Here is a 22045-nt window from a genome sequence, read left to right as displayed (position 1 = left end):
CCCTTTTATTTTATCCGGGTTCCGGTAACAGCCCGGCAGCAATAGCCAGCTGCACCAGAATAATGCCAACCCCGCAGGCAAAGACCAGACAGAGCGCCGGTTTCCCGCCTGGCACCCGGTACCCTCCAGCAGCGTGTTGTTTGCGGCTCTGCCATGCCAGCATCGACGGAAGCAGTAGGGCGAGCACCGCCAGCGCGACGCCGGCATACCCCAGCGCCATAACAAATCCGCGCGGATAGAAGAGGGCGAACGCCAGCGGCGGCAGGAAAGTGATGACCCCGGTCTGTATCCGCCCGGCAGCGGACCGGCTACGCTGGAACAGATCGGCAAGGTAATCAAACAGCCCCAGCGCCACCCCCAGGAACGAGGTTGCCAGCGCCAGATCGGCAAACAGATGCACGGCCAGTTCCACGTGCGGTGAGGCAACCACTTCCCGCAGTGCCTGCAGGAAACCGTTCAACCCGGAATGGTTGGCCATCAGCCCCATAAAGGTAGGCGCGTTAATACTGCCCAGCGTGACCAGCTGCCAGAAAATATAGGCAATCAGCGGAATCGCGCTACCGGTGATAAAAATCCAGCGCAGCTTACGTACGTTGCCATTCATGTAACTGACAATGCTGGGTACGCTACCATGGAAGCCAAATGAGGTAAAAATAACCGGGATAGCCGAAAGCGCTAGCCCCTTTTCCAGCGGTAACGTGAGCAGGTTGACCTGATGAATGTGCGGCGCCAGTAAGGCAAGCATGACCACCAGGAAGATAATTTTGGCGGTAAAAAGGAAGCGGTTAAAGAGATCCACCAGGGCGGTACCCACGCAGACCACCGCGCCGCCAATCAGCGTAAAGAAGATCACGCCGGTAGAGGGGGCGATATCCGCACTGAACCAGTCATTAATGCTGGAAGCAATCAGCTCGCCGGCGCCGCTCACGTAGGCCGCCGTCAGGGCATACATCAGGAACATCATGCTAAAGCCGGTAAGCCATTGACCATAGCGGCCCAGATAGCGACCCGCCAGCGAACCCAGGCCGGTATCGGCAGGAACGTGTTGATACACTTCCAGCAGCAACAAGGCGGTGTAACACATTAGCGCCCATAATCCGCCCAGCAACGCCAGCGTAACGCCAAACCCGACTCCTGCAGCCGCCAGCGGCATTGCCAGCATTCCTGCGCCAATCGTCGTTCCGGCGACGATAAAAATACTTCCCAGCGTTCTGTTTTTCACTCTTTCCTCTACAGCATTGCCATACCGCGAACCAATCTGCGGCGCAGAGTAAGGGAAAAGTGCCGCCTCGTCAAACCGGCGTTACATGCTCTGTAATTATTTTTTTACGGAAAAACTCGCCGGAGATACTTTCCGGACATTTGCCCAACAAATTTGGTAAATCCATCTACTTCATAAGGACAATGTTTTCCCGGCACAATCGGGCGTAACGTAAACAAATCCCGCAAATAATCAAAAAAATGAGGTAGTGATGACGGACAGCAACCCATTTCAGGCATCCTGGAGCCGCTCAGGTAATTTGCTCTGTCACGGACACTGGACGATCCTCTGGCAAGGGCAGCCCCTGACGTTGCCCGAATCGCGACGCGAAAAAGAGATGGGGACCTGGGGCATTTACTCCATCATTGATCCGGAGGACGAGACCTTTGCGCAGGGTCTGGAAGAAGATGAGTGGATCATTGCAAACGTGGAGTGGCTAACCGACCTCTTTTACGACCAGGGCATACCGCTGGAAAGCCGCTCATACCGCCAGTTTTATCAGGCCGTAAATCGCCATGACTGGCGCTGCACCAGCTGTGCAGGCTGCATGTAAACCTGCGCCAGCGCAAGGCAAGCGTAGGGCGAAACGGGTAGGCTGCGGCTTTAATCTGGAGGGTTTATGGCATCGATACACGGTCACGAAGTATTAACCATGATGATAGCATCCGGCGAGCGCTACACCCGGCAGAGCCTGGTGGCGGCCATTATTGCGCGTTTTGGTGATGAGGCACGTTTTCACACCTGTTCAGCCGCGCAGATGACCGCGGCAGAGCTGGTGGCTTTTCTGGCCGAGAAAGGGAAATTTATTCCGCTGGAGTCGGGGTTCACAACAGACGAAAGTAAGATATGTAAGCACTGAAAATAATAACGGCGCCCGTTGAAGGCGCCGCGGAATAATTATTTCTGTGCGTCGAGCGTTGCCAGCTCTTTATCAATAAAGTACAGACCTTCGCCCGATTTACCCGCCAGCGACAGTTTATCGAGAACAGATTTAAACAGTTTCTCTTCTTCGTGTTGCTCCGCGACATACCACTGCAGGAAATTAAAGGTGGGATAATCCTGGCCGATCATAGCAGAGTGAACCAGCTCATTAATTTTTTGGGTGATCAGCTGCTCGTGTTCATAGGTGGCACGGAACAATTCATCCAGTGAGCCATATTCAGCGACGGGCGAGGCGACCGGTGCGATGCGCGGCAGGCTGCCGGTATCGGTCAGGTAATCGAACAGGCGCTGCATGTGCGTCATCTCTTCCTGAGCGTGGCGGCGCAGGAAAGCCGCAGCGCCTTCAAAGCTATGGTAACTACACCAGGCGCTCATCTGTTGATACAGCAGAGAGGAGAAAAGCTCCAGATTCATTTGCTCATTCAGCTTGTCGATCATTTCAGGTTTAAGCATGGTGTCGCTCCGTTTTATTATTCATTGGTCAACGCGAACGCCACTATAATTTGTTATTTATGTATTTGCAAAAGTTAAAATAAATAATTAAATGATCATAATACGAATGGGAATAACACGCATTGAGGCTTATTAAATTATATTAATGAGAATTATTCTGTTTCGTGTTTAATCGAAATATTGCCAGCCGGATAAACTGGCAATCAGATTAATAATAAGCGGGGGCCGTCACCGGATTTGGGGCAAAGCCCTGACACTGATACTGAATGGTCACCGTTTCGTTCAGGCACAGCGAGCCGCTAATCACGCTACAGGTTTTAACCGGCTGTCCGTAGGCCATGGCCGTGTTATAGCCCATCGCCTGGCATTCGCGGGTGGCGGTGCCGTTTGTCACATAAGCGTCGTAGCGGGCATTTTGCAGTGCGGCCTGACCGTAATTCATCCAGACGAGGCCCTGCGGCACATCGACGCGACTCACTTCCGCCTGCCGGGTTACGCTACATCCCGTCAGCAATAAGAGCAGGGCACTAAGGCATACTTTCTTCATGGAACACTCTGCATGAGGTGAAATAGCTTATCCTACCGTGACCCTGCGCGCGCAATGGCCTGAATAGCCGGGGTTTATCCCCTTTCTTTACTGATAGTTAATCGGCCATGCTGTCGAAGATGGCCTGAAACGCCAGATGGTGACGGCGAAATAACTGAACCAGCATGGGATCGAAATGGCGTCCGTTGCCTGCGAGGATCACCTCGCAGGCCTCTTCATGACTGAAGGCGGGTTTATAAATCCGCTTCTGACGAAGGGCGTCGTAGACGTCCGCCAGCGCCAGAATACGCGCCTCTACTGGAATCTCCTCGCCGCGTAGCCCCTGGGGATAGCCACTGCCATCCCACTTCTCATGATGGAAGTGGATCATGTTTTCCGCCACGGGCCCCAGTCCCAGCCCCTGAATAACGCGCCAGCCCTTCAGCACGTGCAGTTTCATTTCGCTGAACTCTTCCGGGGTGAGTTTGCCCTGTTTACGCAGAATACGATCGGGCACCGCAATTTTGCCAACGTCGTGGAGTGAGGCGAAGTGTTCGATATCGTGGACAGTACGGCGGGGCAGGCCCAGTTCACGAGCCATCATCCCGCAATATTTCGCCACCCGCTGAATATGGCTGCCGGTTTCGTCATCGTGTGCGCGGTTGACCTTCTCCAGCGCCTGCACGATATTGCGATTGACCAGCCGGTTTTTCTGCATGTGCCGCCACATCATCACCAGCATTCCGAGGCTGAATAGCGAGGCGATAAGCAGTATTACGCTGATCATCTTCCAGCTGTTTTTCGTCAGCTCTGGTAAGGTATCCGGTTTTTCCTGCCGTTCGAGCTGCGTGCGGAAACTGGAGAGCCGCTGTACCTGGCTCAGCAGATTATGCAGCGGATGGTCGGGGGCGACCCAGGGACCGATCTCGAACTCTGACCGGGTTACCCCTGCCACTTTGAGCACGCCGCGGAACAGTTCATTTCCGCGAAGGGCGGATTCCAGCGTACTGAGGTCGCCGAGAATATAATCTATCTCTTTATCTTCTATGGCAGCGATCAACTGGTCGACAGAGGCGCGGTTAACGATCGTCACGTCCTCGCCGAAGCGACGTTGCAGATAGGTTTGAGCAAAGGAGCCCGTGAGTACCCCGATACGCTGATTACGGATACTCTCTTCATCCCACAAAAAGGGGTGGCCGATAAGATTGTAATACGCATTGTGCCAGGGAATGGTGGGCCCAATCTGCCCCTGGGTGAGGTTATCACCTTTCGACTCAGTGATATTGAGTAGCCGCACCGGCCACTGCTGCTTTCGCAGGGCAGTTGCGTAATCATCGATAAACTGCACGTCCACTTTCATCCCCAGCAGTTCGCGCATGTCGTTGATCATATTGAGGGCGATGCCATGATAACCCTGACCCTCTCTCCAGATCAGCGGGGCGTAGTTCTCATTTTTGGGCAGCCAGACCTGTAAATGATGCTGCTGTAACCAGTCGCGCTCGGCCTCAGACAGCGTGATACGGCTCAGGAGATAATTGCGCTTACTCTCTTCGAGCAGGTGGCGCATCTTTCCGCTACGAAACCATTCGCTAATTAACGTGTTGACCTGCTCCCGTAACGGGCGCAGATCGGGGCTGAAGGCCATGACTACCGGAATTCGAAGTTCGGGGAAGGGGCGGGAGATAACATAATAGCGGGCCGTATTCTCCATTTCGCTGGCGTCGTTAATGTAGAAATCGGCTTTATTCTCGCTCAACAGTCGAAACGCTTCATCGCTGCTGGCCACCTCGCGCAGAGAGCGGAAGGTGAGATCGGGGTAGCGCTGTTTCACGCTTGCGAGGGTAGCGTCGTTTTCGCGAAACAGGACGCGAGCATGGCGTAACGGCTCCAGCGTACTAATCTGCTGTGTCTGGCTGGCGGCTACCACTTCATTATCAAATAGCCGGGAGGAGAGGAGTTTGGTGCGGGCTCGCTGTTCTGTGCGCAAGACGCCCACATAGACTCCATAAGCGTCGGTATTAAAACGCTGGCCAATTTCACTGCCGGAAATCGGACGCAGTTGCAGATTGAGGTTAAAACGTTGATTAAGGGCGGAAACGAGTATGGGATAAAACCCGCGCGCCTCACCCTGCGGCGTGTGCCAGAATTCGAAGCTGTCCGCATTGTAGATCCAGACCGGCACTGCGTCAGCGGCAGGCTCTGAGCTGGCAAGTAGCCAGGGGGTCCATAATGTCGTCATAAACAGGATGGCGACACGCAAAGCGGTGAAACGAAGCGTCGGGCGGCGCAAATTCACAGTTAAACCTCGAACTGATGGTTTGTCGTCTTTTTCTTGCAGTCTAGTCAAAAGAAGAGCAGGGCGACTAAGCTTTTTTTCAGGTTGTGAATCCATGCAGCAAAACGGTTAAAGGACGAAACTGTGAGCCCATCTTTATTTTTTAAAACTATTTTTCAGTTAATTTGAAAGTCTGTTTGCTAGGTAGTAAGGTTGAAAAGGTTAGCTATTCACCGCGGGAAAGCCCGCCACGCATTCAGGAGATGAAGAATGAAAATTGCACTGATGATGGAAAATAGCCAGGCGAGCAAAAACGCCATCATCCTCAATGAATTAAACGCCGTTGCCGATGAGAAAGGTTTCCCGGTGTTTAACGTCGGCATGAGCGATGAGCAAGATCACCATCTGACCTATATTCACCTCGGTATCATGGCGAGCATCCTGCTCAACTCCAAAGCAGTTGATTTTGTTATCGCCGGCTGCGGCACTGGCCAGGGTGCACTGATGTCCCTGAACATCCATCCGGGGGTGAACTGCGGCTACTGCATCGATCCGGCAGATGCGTTCCTGTTTGCACAGATTAACAACGGTAACGCGCTGGCGCTGCCTTTTGCGAAAGGCTTCGGCTGGGGTGCAGAGCTGAACGTGCGCTTTATCTTTGAAAAAGCCTTCACGGGGCGTAAAGGCGAAGGCTATCCACCAGAGCGTAAAGAGCCGCAGGTGCGTAATGCCGGCATTCTTAACCAGGTGAAAGCGGCGGTGGTCAAAGATAACTATCTCGACACGCTGCGCGCCATCGATCCGGAACTGGTGAAAACCGCAGTAACGGGTCAGCGCTTCCAGCAGTGCTTCTTTGAAAACTGCCAGGACAAAGAGATCGAAGCCTTTGTTCGCGGTATTGTTGGCTAATATGTTGGTAGTAATAAAAAGCCAGCAGCAGCTGGCTTTTTTTATGCCTGCTTACCCGAGACGGCGCTACCGGCGTTTTTCGTCAGCCGCAGCGTATCGAACATGCCTGCCAGGCAGATCAGCGCAATCACCACAAACGCCAGCCGGAAGCTAATGCCGGGCAGCGCGTTAATCTCCAGCATCTCGCTAAAAAGCTCGCCAATGCGGATCCCGATTGCGCCAAGCGTGATGCCCAGCCCCACGGCCAGTTGGGTAGCGGTCGAGAAGAGGGTGTTGGCATAGCTCATTTGTGGTGAAGGGACATCTGCAAAAGCGAGGGTGCTAATTGCGGTAAACTGCACTGAACGAAACACGCCGCCGAGATAGAGAATCAGCATAATAAGCCAGACGGGCGTCTCGGTGGTCAACAAGGCACAGGCTAACAGCGCCAGGACGTTCAGCGTCCCGTTGATGAGCAGCAATTTTTTGAATCCCAGCGTGCGAATCAGCGGCGTGGTTGCCGGTTTGATGGTCAGGTTACCGACAAATACCGCCAGCACCAACAGCCCTGAGTGAAACGCATCCATTCCAAACCCCACCTGAAACAGCAGCGGCAGCAGAAACGGCACCGCGCTGATAGAGGCGCGGAATAATGAGCCACCGTACATTGTGACGCGAAACGTCGGCACCTGCATGGCATCGAGGCGGATCATGGGCCATGGTGCCCGCAGGAAGTGGCGCAGAGCCCAGACCAGCGTGACGGTGCCGAGTGCCAGCAAACCCAGGGTCAACCCCAGGTCAATCTGCCCGACACCCAGCGACTCCATGGCATAGACCAGGCTTACCATCGCAATGGCGGTGGCGATGAAGCCTGGCGTGTCAAACGGACGGCGGGCCTCCTCGCGGATATCGGGAATAATGCGCAGGGCCAGGGCGATAGCTATCAAGCCCAGCGGCACATTGATAAAGAAGATCCAGCGCCAGTTGGCATAGCTGGTAATAAAGCCTCCGAGCGGAGGTCCGATAATGGGGGCCACCAGCGCAGGCCAGGTGAGGGTGGCGATAGCGGTAATGAGCTGATGTTTTGGCGTAGTGCGCAGTACGGCCAGTCGCCCGACCGGTACCATCAAGGCGCCGCCCATCCCCTGCAAAATACGCATGGCGACAAATTGATCGACGCTATTGGCCAGCCCGCAAAATACCGAGGCAAGGGTGAAAATGGCTAAGGCAAGCGCAAAGACTTTGCGTGCGCCAAAGCGGTCTGCAATCCAGCCGCTGGCCGGAATGAGCACGGCCAGGGTAATCAGATAGGCGCTAATGCCAATGTTAAGATCGACCGCCTGAACGCCAAAGCTTTTAGCCATATCAGGAAGCGCCGTGGCGATCACGGTGCCATCGAGAAACTCCATAAAGAAGGCGCCGGCAACCAACAGCGCGGCGGGCGAGAGCCCACCGGAGGTTTTACCGGTATTGTTTTCTGCCATTAGTCCTCTGCCACTAAAAAAATTTTAAATTTTACTGAGATTTGTTTAATTTTAATCTCATGTTTTTGCTTATATTTTTGGTCAAATGCGCCATTTATCTGGCATTTGCATGAGTGATGGGCATCACAAAACCATTGATTTTTGTGATGCAGGTCATATTATAAGCGCATCAACCAAAACACCTGCACATAAAAACAACCGGAGCATACCGATGAAACTGCGCGCAATCCTGAAGAGCATGTGGGAAACCTACTGCAAAACCTTCAAAGACGTCCCGCCTGGCGCGATGTTCTGATAAAAAAACCTGCTGCGGCAGGTTTTTTTATGCCCGAAAACGGCATCCGGGAAGGTGCAAGGGCAGGAGTTTTGCTACTATGGCCGCCTTTCAATAAGGAGAAGCCAAATGTCTCAAAACCTGAGTGCCGATCAGGAGCTGGTCTCTGACGTGGTCGCCTGCCAGCTGGTCATTAAACAGATTCTGGACGTGCTTGACGTCATCGCCCCGGTCGAAGTTCGCGAGAAGATGACCACCCAGCTCAAAAACATCGATTTTACCAGCCATCCTGCCGCCGCCGACCCGGTCACCCTGCGCGCCATTCAGAAAGCCATTGCGTTGATTGAGCTTAAGTTCACTCCGCAGGGCGAATCCCATTAAAATAAACCGATGTTTTGAATTTAGAAACGTTTTTGTGAAGTTTTTAAACGGGCGGCAGCGCGCCGCCCGGAAAGGTTTTTAGAAGAACAACTGCACCAGCATGTAACTGACCGCGCAGGCGCAGCTTACCCCAATCAGCCCCGGTAAGATAAAGCTGTGGTTGATGATGAATCTGCCAATCCGCGTAGTGCCGGAACGGTCAAAGCCGATACAGGCGAGGTCGCTGGGGTAGGTAGGCAGGACAAAATAGCCGTACGAAGCGGGGAAGAAAGCAATCAGCATTTTGGGATCGATGCCCAGCATAAGCCCCATCGGCGCGACGGCGGTTAAGGCTGCCGCCTGGCTGTTCACCAGTTTTGAGACTAAAAACAGCACGAGGGCGTAGGTCCAGGGATGGTTCTTCACTACCCCCTCCAGGGCCATTTTTAACTCTTCCAGATGGGCCTGGAAAAAGGTATCGCTCATCCACGCCACGCCAAATACCGAGAAGATGGCCACCATACCCGCTTTAAAGACCGCGCCATTGGAAATGGATGAGGGATTAACCTTGCAGACCACCAGCATTACCGCACCGGCTATCAGCATCATCATCTGAATGACCAGGTTCATTGAGAGCGGGGTCAGCTTGCCTTTCACCTCAAATGCCGGCCGTAAATCAGGTAACGCCCCCAGCAGAACCACCAGCGCAATACCGGCAAAGAAGATCCACGTTGACCACCAGGCATGTTTTTGAAATTGCTGGTTAAGCAGGGTCTCAGTGCTACCGTAAATAAACTTTCGTTGCCCAGGATCGCTGATTCGCTTCTGAAACGCTTCATCATCTGCCAGATCTTTGCCCCGGCGCAGGCTCCAGAGCGCCGCTATCGCCACACCCGCTAACGACGCGGGTACTGACACGGCCAGAATCTGCAGAATGCCCCAGGCCTGACCGCCCCCGTGATGCTGGGCAAGGATAGAGATCAGTGACACCACCGCCACAGAGACTGGCGATGCGGTGATCGCCATCTGCGAAGCAACAGAGGCCACGGCCATCGGGCGCTCGGGGCGGATCCCTTTTTTCAGTGCGATGTCGGCGATAATAGGAAACATGGTGTAAACCACATGCCCCGTGCCGCAGAGAAAGGTCAGCATCCAGGTGGTAAAAGGTGCCAGCAGGGTAATGTGCTGAGGATGTCGGCGCAGCAGCCGTTCCGCAAACTGCATCATCACATTTAACCCGCCTGCGGTTTGCAGCGTGGCCGCACAGCCGATCACCGCCAGGATGGTGAGCATCACATCGACCGGGGGTTTACCGGGCTGCAGGCCAAAGATAAAGCAGAGAATAAACAGCCCAATGCCGCTTATCAGGCCAAGCCCCATACCGCCAAACCGCGTACCCGCCAGCAGGCAGAGGATAATGACCAGAAATTCCATCGTAATCATGAACGCCCTCATCAATGTAAATAGATTTTGCCAAATCATTGCATGATGTGTGGGTATTCATTGCGAGCGGGATCGGATTTATTAAAAGTTAATAAAAGCAATGCGTTAGTAACTTTTGCGTAACATAAAAAAGCCCGGCGGAGCCGGGCGTTTAAGCAACAGGAGGTTTAATGGTGCTGATGGCTGACAATATTCAGGAGATGCCGGTCGGTCTGTTCCTGACATAAGCCCGCCTGGCGGGCATTCTTCACTTCGTCGAGTACCGCTTTTAATAACAGGCCATCTTGCTGCTGTTCTTGTTTAATTTCCTGCAGGAAATTGAGCGTGCTGCTATCTTTCAGCGCTCTGGCATCCTGCGTTAATTCCGCAAGGTTATGATGGCGCTGTTCATAATCTTCAAGCGTTCGCTGAAAGAGCGCTTCCAGCGTTGAGTAATCTTCGTCGCACAAATCAATGGCTTCAAGTACCGGCATGGCGCCAGAGGCTTTTATAAAGTCAAATACGCGCATCATCTGCGTGACGTTGCTCTGCGCCTGGGTACGCAAAAATGTTGCTGTACCATTCAGACTGTTGTGTGAGCACCATTCACTGAGGCGCAGATAAAGATTAGAAGCGTAATACTCCCGATTCATCTGGGTGTTAAGTTTCTTCATCATGACCTGAACAACCATAATAACTTCCTTTTATTTGGGGTCTTGAACGGGGTAAATTTCACCTCGAAGGGCTTATAAATATAGTTGCTCTTCAGAAGATGAAAGATGAGAAATATTCATTAAATGCACTTAACACAAATTATAATACCCCTGGCGCATTTATAAGAAAATCCTTATAAATATATTCTTACCGTTCATTACTCTTAATTTATAAAACTTAACGCAGGGAAGATATTGACAATTTAGTTGGTAGTTATTTTTCTTATAACATGTTGATATATATAATTTATTTCCATTTATTGATCCGGATGGGTCTTTATCAATCCCCCCTGTTTTTATGCGCTTGAGAAAAATGATCCAAACAATAAAAACCAGTGTCCCTGTCTCAGTTCACACGCGCTGATTATTTATTCAGCACAACGAGGGCTAAACGCCATCTTCAAAAGCCTTTCCCCAGCTTTAGCCCGTTCTGTGATCCATCATGAGGTTTGCTGGCAAAACTTCTGTAAAAATGAAATATTGTTTTATCTTTGTTGGATACGGGAGTGGTTTATGGCAAAGGTGGCGGTGCTGCTGGCACCCGGTTTTGAAGAAGCAGAAGCGATTATTACCATTGATATCCTGCGTCGCATGCACATTGAGGTCGAGACGCTGGCCTGCGCTGAGTCGCGTGCGGTAGTGAGTTACCATAATATTCCCATGGTGGCAGACAGCACCCTGAGTGAAAAGCGCGAGACCCGCTACGACGCCGTTGTCCTGCCCGGCGGGCCGCAGGGCAGTGTCAATCTGGCCGCCAGCGAAGAGGTGGTGCGCTTTGTGGCGGCACACGATGAGATGGGTAAATATATCTGCCCCATCTGCTCAGCGGCGGCACGTGTACTGGGCGGCAATGGTTTATTAAAAGGGCGCCGCTATGTCTGTTCAGGCGATCTTTGGCAGGACGTAAAAGATGGCGTCTATATTGATGCCCCGGTTGTAGAAGATGGCCACCTTCTTAGCGGCAAAGGATTAGGGCATGCGTTCGATTTTGCCCTGACGCTGGCGGCGCGTCTTTTAAAAGACGAAGCTCCGGTACGCGATCACGCCGACCATATCTATTACGCCTGGTAATTTTTCTTACGGGCGCTATGGCGCCCATTTCACAAGGATATCATAGCTGAAGTTATGGATTATCCTGCTTACCCCCTCTTGATTTGTCTGACAAAACCCCCTTTTTTTATGTCATTTTTCGCTGAATTTATGTACGCAATTACTGTAATTCTGCCGTGTGATGGCGCTCTCTTATGGATGATTAATTTCCCGCTAAAACTATCTCAAGCAAACGCGCTTTAATCCCTTCTGGCGCTAATGCCTTGTTTTAAGTCCGATAAAATTAAATTTGAATACGTTTTCCCTACAGAAAAGAACATTAAAGCTGGAGTTTACCATGCACAAATTTACTAAAGCGCTGGCGGCCATTGGTCTGGCCGCGGTTATGTCACAATCCGCTATGGCAGAGAATCTGAAGCTCGGTTTTCTGGTGAAACAACCAGAGGAGCCCTGGTTCCAGACGGAATGGAAATTTGCTGACAAAGCCGGCAAGGATTTAGGTTTCGAGGTGATCAAAATTGCCGTGCCGGACGGTGAGAAAACATTGAACGCCATCGATAGCCTGGCGGCCAGCGGCGCGAAAGGGTTTGTCATCTGTACTCCGGATCCCAAACTGGGCTCGGCCATCATGGCGAAAGCGCGCGGCTACGACATGAAAGTGATCGCGGTAGATGACCAGTTCGTCAACGCCAAAGGTCAACCGATGGAGACCGTACCGCTGGTGATGATGGCCGCCACCAAAATCGGTGAGCGTCAGGGGCAAGAGTTATACAAAGAGATGCAAAAGCGCGGCTGGGACGTGAAAGAGACCGGCGTAATGGCGATTACCGCAGATGAGCTGGATACCGCGCGTCGTCGTACCACCGGCTCCATGGATGCGCTGAAGGCTGCAGGCTTCCCGGAAAAACAGATCTACAAAGTGCCAACTAAATCTAACGATATCCCAGGGGCATTCGATGCCGCGAACTCCATGCTGGTACAGCACCCGGAAGTGAAGCATTGGCTGGTGTTAGGGATGAACGATAACACCGTGCTGGGTGGCGTGCGTGCAACAGAAGGTCAGGGCTTTAAAGCCGCAGACGTTATCGGTATCGGTATCAATGGCGTGGATGCGGTGAGTGAACTGTCGAAAGCGAAGGCGACCGGCTTCTACGGTTCTCTGCTGCCAAGCCCGGACGTGCATGGCTATAAATCCAGCGAAATGCTCTATAACTGGGTGACCAAAGACGCAGAACCGGCGAAGTTTACCGAAGTGACCGACGTGGTGCTGATCACCCGCGACAACTTTAAAGCAGAGCTGGAGAAAAAAGGGCTGGGCGGTAAATAAGTTACTGTGATTGCGCCCTCTGCGCTGTGCAGAGGGCCAGACGTTCACTACTCGATCTTCGGAGACGTTATGCAACAGTCTGAACCCTATCTCTCTTTTCGCGGCATCGGCAAAACCTTCCCCGGTGTTAATGCCCTTACCGATATCAGCTTCGATTGCTATGCCGGTCAGGTTCATGCCCTGATGGGGGAGAACGGCGCCGGAAAATCCACACTGCTGAAAATTCTCAGCGGTAACTACGCCCCGACCACGGGCAGCCTGGCCCTGAAAGGGGAGCAGGTCTCGTTTGCTGACACCACCGCCGCGCTGAATGCCGGGGTGGCGATTATTTATCAGGAACTGCATCTGGTGCCGGAGATGACGGTCGCCGAGAACATTTATCTCGGCCAGTTGCCCCATAAAGGCGGTTTTGTGAACCGCTCCCTGCTCAATTACGAAGCCGGTTTGCAGCTTAAGCATCTCGGCCTGGATATTGACCCGCAGACGCCGCTTAAGTATCTCTCAATTGGTCAGTGGCAGATGGTTGAAATCGCCAAGGCGCTGGCGCGAAACGCCAAAGTCATCGCCTTTGATGAACCGACCAGTTCGCTCTCGGCGCGCGAAATCGACAACCTCTTCCGCGTGATTCGCGAGCTGCGCAAAGAGGGGCGCGTCATTTTATATGTCTCCCACCGTATGGAAGAGATTTTTGCCCTCAGCGATGCCATCACCGTCTTTAAAGATGGCCGCTATGTGCGCACCTTCTCTGATATGCAGCAGGTCAATCATGATCAACTGGTGCAGGCGATGGTGGGCCGCGACCTGGGGGATATCTATCACTGGGAGCCGCGTCAGTATGGCGGTGAATTGCTGCGTCTGGAGGAGGTTAAAGCCCCTGGCGTACGCAAGCCCATTAGCCTGACGGTGCGCAGCGGCGAAATCGTCGGTCTGTTTGGCCTCGTGGGGGCAGGGCGCAGTGAATTAATGAAAGGGCTGTTTGGTGGAACGCGTATCACCGAAGGGCAAGTCTATATCGACGGACAGCGGATCGATATTCAGAAGCCTGCTCACGCCATTCGTGCGGGGATGATGCTCTGCCCCGAAGATCGTAAAGCCGAGGGGATCATCCCGGTGCATTCAGTGCGCGATAACATCAATATTTCCGCGCGCCGTAAAACCATCCGCGCCGGCTGCCTGATTAACGATAGCTGGGAGGTGAGTAATGCCGACCACCACATTCGTTCTCTGAATATCAAAACGCCGGGTGCCGAACAGCTGATTATGAACCTCTCTGGCGGTAACCAGCAGAAGGCGATTCTTGGGCGCTGGCTGTCGGAAGAGATGAAAGTGATCTTGCTGGATGAACCGACCCGCGGCATTGACGTTGGGGCGAAACATGAAATCTACAATGTGATTTACGCGCTGGCAAAACGCGGAGTGGCGGTGCTCTTCGCCTCCAGCGATCTGCCGGAAGTACTGGGGGTTGCCGACCGCGTAGTGGTGATGCGGGAAGGTGAAATCGCCGGTGAATTACTTCATGAACAGGCGAATGAACAGCAGGCGTTAAGCCTTGCGATGCCTAAAGTTAGCCAGGCAGTCGCCTGATTAAGGAGAATATGATGTCCTCTGTCACAACTTCCGGAGCGCCAAAATCGGCCTTCAGCTTTGGGCGTATCTGGGATCAATACGGCATGCTGGTGGTCTTCGCCGTACTGTTTCTCGGCTGCGCCATTTTCGTGCCCAACTTTGCCACCTTTATCAATATGAAGGGGCTGGGGCTGGCTATCTCTATGTCCGGGATGGTCGCCTGCGGAATGCTGTTCTGTCTGGCATCCGGTGATTTTGACCTGTCGGTGGCCTCTGTCATCGCCTGCGCCGGGGTCACCACGGCGGTGGTCATCAATATGACCGAAAGTCTGTGGATTGGCGTCGCGGCCGGGTTGCTGCTGGGCGTGGCGAGTGGGCTGGTGAACGGCTTTGTCATCGCCCGCCTGAAAATCAATGCCCTGATCACGACCTTAGCCACCATGCAGATTGTGCGTGGGCTGGCCTATATCATTTCGGATGGTAAAGCGGTGGGTATCGAAGACGAGCGCTTCTTTACGCTCGGCTATGCCAACTGGTTAGGGCTGCCGGCGCCTATCTGGCTGACGGTCGGGTGCCTGATTATCTTTGGTTTCCTGCTCAACAGAACCACTTTTGGCCGTAATACCCTCGCCATTGGCGGTAATGAAGAGGCGGCGCGTCTGGCCGGGGTACCGGTTGTACGCACCAAAATCATTATCTTCGTTCTTTCGGGGCTGGTGTCGGCAGCGGCGGGTATTATCCTGGCATCGCGTATGACCAGCGGCCAGCCGATGACCTCCATCGGTTATGAGCTGATTGTCATCTCAGCCTGCGTTTTAGGCGGGGTTTCACTGAAAGGCGGCATCGGAAAAATCTCATATGTCGTGGCCGGTATCCTGATCCTCGGCACGGTGGAAAACGCGATGAACCTGTTGAATATCTCCCCGTTCTCGCAGTACGTGGTTCGCGGCCTCATCCTGCTGGCAGCGGTGATCTTCGACCGTTATAAGCAAAAAGCGAAGCGCACAGTTTAAGCAAAAATCCCCCTCTGGCGACCCAACTTTTAAGTGTAGTTGCCTACAAAACCCCCTTCCAGCCGCAGCGGGAAGGGGGTCTTCAAATGGCGAGCAGCGTCACACTGTCTATACTTACATGGCTGTAGAGATATCCGTTACTTGATATCTCATTAACTGTGAGGAGGACAAGTGTGGCAGATACGTTAACTGCACCGCCTGTGTTAGCTGGAAATTTTGCTTATTTTTTTGATCTCGACGGAACGCTGGCGACGATAAAACCACATCCGGACGAGGTTGTTGTTCCACCTGATGTCTTGCAGGCGCTTAATCAGCTTGCGCTACAAAATCAGGGGGCACTGGCATTGATATCAGGGCGTTCAATGGCCGAGCTTGATCAGCTGGCCGCACCATACCGTTTCCCGCTTGCTGGCGTACACGGGGCAGAGCGCCGCGACATCCATGATCACTCTCATATTATTTCCCTCCCGACCAGCCTGATTCAATCGCTGCATGCCGAGCTGGCCATCGCGCTTGCCGCATTGCCGGGAACCGAGCTGGAAGCGAAAGGAATGGCCTTTGCGCTGCACTATCGGCGCGCGCCGCAGTATGAGGCGGAAATCATGGCGCTGGCGTCCCGTATGGTGGAGAAAACCCCTCAGCTGTCACTTCAGCCGGGTAAATGCGTGGTGGAGTTGAAGCCAAAAGGCATCAACAAAGGTGAGGCCATCGCTGCATTTATGGCAGAACCGCCGTTTTTGGGTAAAACGCCGGTCTTTTTCGGCGATGACCTGACGGATGAGTACGGATTCAATGTGGTAAACCAGGCGGAGGGTTTATCTGTGAAGGTTGGCCCGGGTCATACCGCGGCAAAATGGCGCCTGGAGGGCGTCTCCAGCGTCTGGGAATGGGTTAAACAAGTCGCTAACCAGAAACAAGAAGAAGAAATAGCGCAAACTAACAGGAGAAATCATTATGGGTCGCTTAGTCGTAGTCTCTAACCGAATCGCACCGCCGGACGATAAAAAAGCCAGTGCGGGTGGTCTTGCTGTCGGGGTACTTGGGGCGTTAAAAGCCGCAGGCGGCCTCTGGTTTGGCTGGAGCGGAGACATAGGCAACGAGGATCAGCCGCTTAAAAAGGAGACGCGCGGGAACATCACCTGGGCATCGTTTAACCTTAGCGAGCAGGATTACGAAGAGTACTATTGTCAGTTTTCAAATGCCGTACTGTGGCCAGCGTTTCACTATCGTCTGGATCTGGTTAAGTTCCAGCGTGAGTCCTGGGAAGGGTATACCCGGGTAAATAGCATGCTGGCAGACAAACTGCTGCCGCTGGTGGAAGAGGACGACAGGCTGTGGATACATGATTATCATCTGCTGCCTTTCGCCGGTGAGCTACGCAAACGTGGCGTAAATAACCGGGTCGGTTTTTTCCTGCACATTCCTTTCCCGACCCCTGAGATCTTTAACGCGCTGCCGCCTGCAGAAGAGCTACTGGAAGCGCTGTGTGATTACGACCTTCTGGGCTTCCAGACCGATAACGATCAGATGGCTTTCCTGGATTGTGTCGCCAGCAAAACGCGCCTGACCAGCCACGATGATGGTTCTTACAGCGCCTGGGGTAAGCGATTCCGCACCGAAGTGTATCCGATTGGTATTGAACCTGACGAGATTGCCGCCGACGCTTCCGGACCTCTGCCGCCAAAACTGGCGCAGCTGAAAAACGAACTGAAAAACGTGAAGAATATCTTCTCCGTAGAGCGTCTGGACTATTCCAAAGGGTTGCCGGAGCGTTTCCTTGCCTTTGAAACCCTGTTGGACAAGTTCCCGCAGCATCATGGCAAAATTCGTTACACCCAGATTGCCCCTACGTCCCGGGGAGAGGTGCAGGCTTATCAGGACATCCGCCATCAGCTGGAGACCGAAGCAGGGCGTATTAACGGCCGCTATGGTCAGTTGGGCTGGACCCCACTTTACTACCTCAACCAGCATTTTGATCGCAAAATTCTGATGAAGGTGTTCCGCTATGCGGAGGTCGGTCTGGTTACGCCATTGCGTGACGGGATGAATCTGGTGGCGAAAGAGTATGTCGCCGCGCAGGATCCTGCCGATCCCGGTGTGCTGGTGCTGTCACAGTTTGCCGGCGCGGCGAACGAATTGACCTCAGCGTTGATCGTCAATCCTTATGACCGCGATGATGTGGCGAACGCACTCAACCGTGCATTAACGATGCCGTTAACGGAACGTATTTCGCGTCATGCAGAAATGATGAAAATTATTAAAGAGAACGATATTGATCGCTGGCAGGCGCGTTTTATTGACGATTTAAATCAAATAACCGCTCGCAGCGTGGAGAGCAATCTCCAAAAAAAGGTCGCAACTTTTCCTAAACTGGCCTGAGGTCATACCGCCGGTGGTTTTATAAACCGCCGAGCGGTATTAACAGCACGTCGACTTTAGTGCTGCTAACAATTTTTTTAGCAGAACAGGTAGTCCGGGAAAAAAAGTTTTGATTATGATTGCCACATACCACTAAATCGACCTGCTGCTTTTCACAAATATCGAGAATATATTCGCTCAATTCACCCGTTGCAATCACTGCGCGGGTGAGAGGATATTCTGCCTGCGCGACAAGTTCATTCAAAAATGTCTGCGTTTCTTCCTGTAAAACCCCACGAATATCTTCCAGCATTGGCGCGGCGAGTTGGTTATACATTTCCGGTTCAGCCCTAAGCGTAACCACCGTAATTTTGGCCTGATAAGGGCGGGCGATGGCCACCGCTTTGGCGAGGAGATGATAGCTTTCAGGAGAAACAGCAACAGAAACAAGCAGATGGGAGTAACGCATTGGACACTCCTTTTTAGAGCGTGAGCGGTCTATTCATCAGCTTTAGCGCGGAATGTTTTTCAGCGCAAGGGGTAGACATGTCAATTGTGTGACGCTAATCATAATTATTCATTAATTATTCTTATAGAAAGAATAATCCGTGTACTGCATAGCAAGTCAAAAAACATGCACTTAACCGAAATCATACAAATTCAATCCACATCGGCCAACCTCTTTTAAACAAAATCAACGACCCAAAAAATGGTAACGCAAGGTAATAGTTTACCTATTGACATGCCCCATGCGGCTGTATTTAAAGAGTATTTTATTAACGTTTCTAACATAGAAATGGTTGATATTGCGTAGGGGGCGATGACGGACGCTCTCGGCAAGATGCGTGCCTGACTTATTAACACTTCTGCATGAGTATTCGTCTGTTCAGAATATATTCTTCCCTTAATCGTTCAAAAAGAGGGCAAATTAGAAGTCATACTGATGGATTTCTGCCTCAAATTCACTTAAATTATGTGATGTGGATCACATTTATTTTAAATTTCAGCGAGGGCTGCATTGTATGTGACAAACCGGACGAGTACAGTTGCGTCGAATTAGGAAAAATCTTAGTTATTTGTAAGAAATGATAAACGCGAAGAAAAGGAATCTATTTTTTCGTGTCGTTCGGACTCTATACAAACCTTAATTCAACTATGCATTTTAGCCTTTTCTTCTTTTTTACCGGGGTTTTTCCCGGCGACATCACGGGGTGCGGTTACACCGCATAAAAATATTAGTTGGTTATTCGGGATGGGAAAAATGCATACATCCGAGTTGCTAAAACACGTTTATGACATCAACTTGTCATATTTATTGCTAGCACAGCGCTTGATTAGCCAGGACAAGGCGTCCGCTATGTTCCGACTGGGTATCAACGAAGAGATGGCGACCTCTCTGGGCGGATTAACACTGCCACAGATGGTTAAATTAGCCGAGACGAATCAGCTGGTTTGCCAGTTCCGCTTCGATAATCCTCAGGCTATTACGCGTCTCACTCAAGAATCCCGTGTTGACGATCTGCAACAGGTCCATACCGGTATTTTACTCTCGACACGCCTGCTCAACGAAATCAGCCAGCCTGATGATGCGGCAAGGAAAAAAAGGGCCTGATAATGAGCGAAAAAAGCATTGTTCAGGAAGCGCGAGACATTCAGTTAGCGATGGAACTGATTACGCTTGGTGCTCGTTTGCAAATGCTGGAAAGCGAGACTCAGCTGAGCCGTGGTCGCCTTATCAAACTGTACAAAGAGCTGCGCGGTAGCCCTCCGCCGAAAGGCATGCTGCCGTTCTCAACCGACTGGTTTATGACCTGGGAGCAGAACATTCACGCTTCGATGTTCTGCAATGCCTGGCAGTATTTACTGAAGACTGGCTTATGTAGCGGCGTTGATGCCGTTATCAAAGCCTACAAACTCTATCTTGAACAGTGTCCACAGCCGGAAGAGGGGCCTTTGCTGGCACTGACGCGTGCCTGGACACTGGTGCGTTTCGTTGAAAGCGGAATGCTGGAACTCTCTCGCTGCAACTGCTGCGGCGGCAACTTTATCACCCACGCTCATCAGCCTGCAGGCAGCTTCGCCTGTAGTTTGTGCCAGCCTCCATCCCGAGCCGTAAAAAGACGTAAACTTTCCCGGGAGGCTGCCGATATTATTCCACAACTGCTGGATGAACAGATCGAACAGGCTGTTTAACCCTTACGTGTGGGCAAGATTCCAGCAGCGGTAAGTGATTACCGCTGCTTTTTTTTACCCGCCGTTTGGCTAAACCTCCCGAGCTGCGCATCCTGCGAAAGTCACTAGCGGAAGGATGATGTCGTGCTTATCTTATTAGGTTACCTGGTTGTTCTCGGTACAGTTTTCGGCGGTTACATGATGACCGGCGGGCACCTTGGGGCACTCTATCAACCGGCCGAGCTGATTATTATCGGCGGCGCAGGGGTGGGGGCCTTTATCGTTGGTAACAACGGTAAAGCGATCAAGGGGACGCTGAAGGCGTTACCTTTGCTGTTCCGTCGTTCTAAATACACCAAAAGTATGTACATGGACTTGCTGGCACTGCTATATCGCCTGATGGCGAAGTCGCGTCAGCAGGGGATGTTCTCGCTGGAACGGGATATTGAAAACCCGAAAGAGAGCGAAATCTTCGCGAGCTATCCACGTATTATCGCGGATACCGTCATGCTCGATTTCATCGTTGACTACCTGCGTCTGATCATCAGCGGCAACATGAACACCTTCGAGATCGAAGCCCTGATGGACGAAGAGATCGAAACCCATGAAAGCGAATCCGAAGTGCCGGCGAATAGCCTGGCATTGGTGGGGGATTCCCTGCCGGCGTTCGGGATCGTGGCCGCGGTAATGGGGGTGGTACACGCCCTGGCTTCGGCGGATCGTCCCGCGGCAGAGCTGGGGGCGCTGATTGCCCACGCCATGGTGGGTACCTTCCTCGGGATCCTGCTGGCGTACGGCTTTATCTCGCCGCTGGCTTCCGTACTGCGTCAGAAGAGCGCCGAAACCACCAAGATGATGCAGTGCGTCAAGATCACGCTGCTCTCCAACCTTAATGGCTATGCCCCGCCAATTGCAGTGGAATTTGGGCGTAAGACCCTCTACTCCAGCGAGCGTCCGTCGTTTATCGAACTGGAAGAACACGTGCGTGCGGTGAAAAACCCCAACCAACAGACGACCACTGAGGACGCATGAAAAACCAGTCCCATCCCATCGTCATAGTTAAAAAACGCAAACACAAAAGCCATGGGCACGGTTCCCATGGCTCGTGGAAAATCGCGTATGCGGACTTTATGACCGCGATGATGGCGTTTTTCCTTGTGATGTGGCTGATTTCAATCTCCAGCCCGAAAGAGCTGATCCAGATTGCCGAATACTTCCGTACCCCGCTGGCGACGGCGGTGACCGGTGGGCAGCGTATCTCCAATAGCGATAGCCCGATTCCTGGCGGGGGCGATGACTACACCCAGTCCAAGGGCGAAGTGAAACGCGAACCGAACATCGACGAGCTGAAAAAACGCATGGAGCGCAGTCGCCTTCAAAAACTGCGCGGCGATCTCGACCAGTTGATCGAGGCAGATCCGAAACTGCGTGCGCTGCGTCCGCATTTGAAGATCGATCTGGTGCAGGAAGGGCTGCGTATTCAAATCATCGACAGCCAGAATCGCCCGATGTTTAAAACCGGCAGCGCCGAAGTGGAGCCCTACATGCGCGATATTCTGCGCGGGATCGCCCCGGTGCTGAACGGGATCCCGAACCGAATTAGCCTCTCCGGCCACACCGATGACTTCCCGTATGCCAACGGTGAAAAAGGGTATAGCAACTGGGAGCTCTCTGCGGATCGCGCTAACGCCTCCCGCCGCGAATTAGTGATAGGTGGCCTGGACGATGGCAAAGTGCTGCGGGTTGTCGGCATGGCCGCAACCATGCGCATGAGCGATCGCGGCCCGGATGATGCCATTAACCGTCGTATTAGTCTTTTAGTGCTCAACAACCAGGCGGAGCAGGCCATCCTGCATGAAAACGCCGAGAGTCAGAGTGAGTCACTGGATGATTTGAAACAGCCTGGCGCCTTGCCTTCGGCTGCCGTTCCAACATCGCCACCAGCCAATCCGAGGTGATAG

Annotated in this window: 23 protein-coding genes; 15 read left to right on the top strand and 8 right to left on the bottom strand. The window is 52.6% G+C overall.

Annotated features, from left to right (window positions below):
• Positions 1-10: 10 nt before the first annotated feature.
• Positions 11-1222: a tyrosine transporter TyrP gene (tyrP, locus tag B3B59_RS13355; RefSeq protein WP_286809245.1), complete on the bottom strand. Its 1212-nt coding sequence runs from the start codon at positions 1220-1222 to the stop codon at positions 11-13.
• A 250-nt stretch (positions 1223-1472) separates the two neighbouring features.
• Here tyrP and B3B59_RS13350 point away from each other — a divergent pair, with 250 nt between their 5' ends.
• Positions 1473-1814, top strand: a complete 342-nt coding sequence (locus B3B59_RS13350; protein WP_046885071.1) for a hypothetical protein — start codon at positions 1473-1475, stop codon at positions 1812-1814.
• Positions 1815-1880: 66 nt separating this feature from the next.
• On the top strand, positions 1881-2120 hold the full coding sequence (locus tag B3B59_RS13345; protein WP_286809242.1) for a YecH family metal-binding protein: 240 nt from the start codon (positions 1881-1883) through the stop codon (positions 2118-2120).
• Between the two features lie 38 nt (positions 2121-2158).
• On the opposite strand, the gene ftnA is transcribed toward B3B59_RS13345, so the two are convergent.
• From ftnA to B3B59_RS13330, 3 genes are all read right to left on the bottom strand, one after another.
• Positions 2159-2656: a non-heme ferritin gene (ftnA, locus tag B3B59_RS13340; protein WP_040075064.1), complete on the bottom strand. Its 498-nt coding sequence runs from the start codon at positions 2654-2656 to the stop codon at positions 2159-2161.
• Positions 2657-2864: 208 nt separating this feature from the next.
• Complete coding sequence (gene yecR / locus B3B59_RS13335; RefSeq protein WP_040075065.1) at positions 2865-3203, bottom strand: YecR family lipoprotein; 339 nt, start codon at positions 3201-3203, stop codon at positions 2865-2867.
• A gap of 97 nt (positions 3204-3300) precedes the next feature.
• Positions 3301-5478: an HD domain-containing phosphohydrolase gene (locus tag B3B59_RS13330; RefSeq protein ID WP_286809240.1), complete on the bottom strand. Its 2178-nt coding sequence runs from the start codon at positions 5476-5478 to the stop codon at positions 3301-3303.
• Between the two features lie 249 nt (positions 5479-5727).
• Here B3B59_RS13330 and B3B59_RS13325 point away from each other — a divergent pair, with 249 nt between their 5' ends.
• A complete protein-coding gene (locus B3B59_RS13325) occupies positions 5728-6366 on the top strand; it encodes an RpiB/LacA/LacB family sugar-phosphate isomerase (RefSeq protein ID WP_046885073.1) in 639 nt (212 codons plus the stop codon).
• Between the two features lie 41 nt (positions 6367-6407).
• Here the strand turns inward: B3B59_RS13325 and B3B59_RS13320 are convergent, their stop codons facing one another.
• Complete coding sequence (locus B3B59_RS13320) at positions 6408-7829, bottom strand: MFS transporter (RefSeq protein ID WP_286809238.1); 1422 nt, start codon at positions 7827-7829, stop codon at positions 6408-6410.
• Between the two features lie 211 nt (positions 7830-8040).
• Between B3B59_RS13320 and azuC the strand changes: the two genes are divergently transcribed.
• Together azuC and B3B59_RS13310 are read left to right on the top strand one after the other, a co-directional pair.
• Positions 8041-8124: a stress response protein AzuC gene (azuC, locus tag B3B59_RS13315; protein WP_154298819.1), complete on the top strand. Its 84-nt coding sequence runs from the start codon at positions 8041-8043 to the stop codon at positions 8122-8124.
• 108 nt (positions 8125-8232) lie between these two features.
• Complete coding sequence (locus tag B3B59_RS13310; protein WP_263616072.1) at positions 8233-8484, top strand: DUF2766 domain-containing protein; 252 nt, start codon at positions 8233-8235, stop codon at positions 8482-8484.
• A gap of 78 nt (positions 8485-8562) precedes the next feature.
• Here the strand turns inward: B3B59_RS13310 and B3B59_RS13305 are convergent, their stop codons facing one another.
• Together B3B59_RS13305 and B3B59_RS13300 are read right to left on the bottom strand one after the other, a co-directional pair.
• Positions 8563-9906, bottom strand: a complete 1344-nt coding sequence (locus tag B3B59_RS13305) for an anaerobic C4-dicarboxylate transporter (RefSeq protein WP_286809235.1) — start codon at positions 9904-9906, stop codon at positions 8563-8565.
• A gap of 167 nt (positions 9907-10073) precedes the next feature.
• A complete protein-coding gene (locus B3B59_RS13300; RefSeq protein ID WP_040075070.1) occupies positions 10074-10577 on the bottom strand; it encodes a non-heme ferritin-like protein in 504 nt (167 codons plus the stop codon).
• Between the two features lie 534 nt (positions 10578-11111).
• Here B3B59_RS13300 and B3B59_RS13295 point away from each other — a divergent pair.
• The 6 genes from B3B59_RS13295 (at position 11112) to otsA (ending at position 17933) form a co-directional block, all read left to right on the top strand.
• Positions 11112-11669, top strand: coding sequence for a DJ-1/PfpI family protein (locus tag B3B59_RS13295; protein ID WP_212475586.1), 558 nt, complete (start codon positions 11112-11114; stop codon positions 11667-11669).
• A 316-nt stretch (positions 11670-11985) separates the two neighbouring features.
• Entirely contained in the window at positions 11986-12975 is a 990-nt protein-coding gene (gene araF / locus B3B59_RS13290) for an arabinose ABC transporter substrate-binding protein AraF (RefSeq protein WP_286809234.1), read from the top strand.
• Positions 12976-13044: 69 nt separating this feature from the next.
• Entirely contained in the window at positions 13045-14559 is a 1515-nt protein-coding gene (gene araG, locus B3B59_RS13285; RefSeq protein WP_212475588.1) for an L-arabinose ABC transporter ATP-binding protein AraG, read from the top strand.
• Positions 14560-14573: 14 nt separating this feature from the next.
• Positions 14574-15554, top strand: a complete 981-nt coding sequence (araH, locus tag B3B59_RS13280; RefSeq protein WP_040075074.1) for an arabinose ABC transporter permease AraH — start codon at positions 14574-14576, stop codon at positions 15552-15554.
• Positions 15555-15727: 173 nt separating this feature from the next.
• Positions 15728-16534, top strand: coding sequence for a trehalose-phosphatase (otsB, locus tag B3B59_RS13275; RefSeq protein ID WP_207291986.1), 807 nt, complete (start codon positions 15728-15730; stop codon positions 16532-16534).
• On the top strand, positions 16509-17933 hold the full coding sequence (gene otsA / locus B3B59_RS13270; protein ID WP_046885081.1) for an alpha,alpha-trehalose-phosphate synthase: 1425 nt from the start codon (positions 16509-16511) through the stop codon (positions 17931-17933). The genes otsB and otsA overlap by 26 nt, the downstream gene beginning before the upstream one ends.
• A 19-nt stretch (positions 17934-17952) precedes the next feature.
• On the opposite strand, the gene uspC is transcribed toward otsA, so the two are convergent.
• Positions 17953-18381, bottom strand: a complete 429-nt coding sequence (gene uspC, locus B3B59_RS13265) for a universal stress protein UspC (RefSeq protein ID WP_286809232.1) — start codon at positions 18379-18381, stop codon at positions 17953-17955.
• Positions 18382-19173: 792 nt separating this feature from the next.
• On the opposite strand from uspC, the gene flhD reads away from it, so the two are divergent.
• The 4 genes from flhD (at position 19174) to motB (ending at position 22042) form a co-directional block, all read left to right on the top strand.
• Positions 19174-19524: a flagellar transcriptional regulator FlhD gene (gene flhD, locus B3B59_RS13260; protein WP_040075078.1), complete on the top strand. Its 351-nt coding sequence runs from the start codon at positions 19174-19176 to the stop codon at positions 19522-19524.
• 2 nt (positions 19525-19526) lie between these two features.
• Positions 19527-20105 (top strand): flagellar transcriptional regulator FlhC, encoded by a 579-nt coding sequence (gene flhC, locus B3B59_RS13255; protein ID WP_040075079.1) that lies wholly within the window; start codon positions 19527-19529, stop codon positions 20103-20105.
• A 123-nt stretch (positions 20106-20228) separates the two neighbouring features.
• Complete coding sequence (gene motA, locus B3B59_RS13250; RefSeq protein ID WP_040075080.1) at positions 20229-21116, top strand: flagellar motor stator protein MotA; 888 nt, start codon at positions 20229-20231, stop codon at positions 21114-21116.
• Positions 21113-22042 carry a flagellar motor protein MotB gene (gene motB / locus B3B59_RS13245; RefSeq protein ID WP_046885083.1) on the top strand — a complete coding sequence of 310 codons (930 nt, stop codon included), beginning with the start codon at positions 21113-21115 and terminating at the stop codon, positions 22040-22042. Before motA ends, motB begins: the two co-directional genes overlap by 4 nt.
• The last annotated feature ends 3 nt before the right edge of the window (positions 22043-22045 follow it).

Source organism: Leclercia sp. UBA2479 (assembly GCF_002341985.1).
Classification (GTDB): domain Bacteria; phylum Pseudomonadota; class Gammaproteobacteria; order Enterobacterales; family Enterobacteriaceae; genus Enterobacter; species Enterobacter pneumoniae.
Note: the sequence above shows the minus strand (reverse complement) of the source record. Positions and strands in the feature narration are given on the sequence as shown.

Coding starts and splice junctions, on each gene's coding strand:
- B3B59_RS13350 (WP_046885071.1), top strand. CDS start 1,473: ATGACGGACAGCAACCCATTTCAGGCATCCTGGAGCCGCTCAGGTAAT.
- B3B59_RS13345 (WP_286809242.1), top strand. CDS start 1,881: ATGGCATCGATACACGGTCACGAAGTATTAACCATGATGATAGCATCC.
- ftnA (WP_040075064.1), bottom strand. CDS start 2,656: ATGCTTAAACCTGAAATGATCGACAAGCTGAATGAGCAAATGAATCTG.
- yecR (WP_040075065.1), bottom strand. CDS start 3,203: ATGAAGAAAGTATGCCTTAGTGCCCTGCTCTTATTGCTGACGGGATGT.
- B3B59_RS13325 (WP_046885073.1), top strand. CDS start 5,728: ATGAAAATTGCACTGATGATGGAAAATAGCCAGGCGAGCAAAAACGCC.
- B3B59_RS13320 (WP_286809238.1), bottom strand. CDS start 7,829: ATGGCAGAAAACAATACCGGTAAAACCTCCGGTGGGCTCTCGCCCGCC.
- azuC (WP_154298819.1), top strand. CDS start 8,041: ATGAAACTGCGCGCAATCCTGAAGAGCATGTGGGAAACCTACTGCAAA.
- B3B59_RS13310 (WP_263616072.1), top strand. CDS start 8,233: ATGTCTCAAAACCTGAGTGCCGATCAGGAGCTGGTCTCTGACGTGGTC.
- B3B59_RS13305 (WP_286809235.1), bottom strand. CDS start 9,906: ATGATTACGATGGAATTTCTGGTCATTATCCTCTGCCTGCTGGCGGGT.
- B3B59_RS13300 (WP_040075070.1), bottom strand. CDS start 10,577: ATGGTTGTTCAGGTCATGATGAAGAAACTTAACACCCAGATGAATCGG.
- B3B59_RS13295 (WP_212475586.1), top strand. CDS start 11,112: ATGGCAAAGGTGGCGGTGCTGCTGGCACCCGGTTTTGAAGAAGCAGAA.
- araF (WP_286809234.1), top strand. CDS start 11,986: ATGCACAAATTTACTAAAGCGCTGGCGGCCATTGGTCTGGCCGCGGTT.
- araG (WP_212475588.1), top strand. CDS start 13,045: ATGCAACAGTCTGAACCCTATCTCTCTTTTCGCGGCATCGGCAAAACC.
- araH (WP_040075074.1), top strand. CDS start 14,574: ATGTCCTCTGTCACAACTTCCGGAGCGCCAAAATCGGCCTTCAGCTTT.
- otsA (WP_046885081.1), top strand. CDS start 16,509: ATGGGTCGCTTAGTCGTAGTCTCTAACCGAATCGCACCGCCGGACGAT.
- uspC (WP_286809232.1), bottom strand. CDS start 18,381: ATGCGTTACTCCCATCTGCTTGTTTCTGTTGCTGTTTCTCCTGAAAGC.
- flhD (WP_040075078.1), top strand. CDS start 19,174: ATGCATACATCCGAGTTGCTAAAACACGTTTATGACATCAACTTGTCA.
- flhC (WP_040075079.1), top strand. CDS start 19,527: ATGAGCGAAAAAAGCATTGTTCAGGAAGCGCGAGACATTCAGTTAGCG.
- motB (WP_046885083.1), top strand. CDS start 21,113: ATGAAAAACCAGTCCCATCCCATCGTCATAGTTAAAAAACGCAAACAC.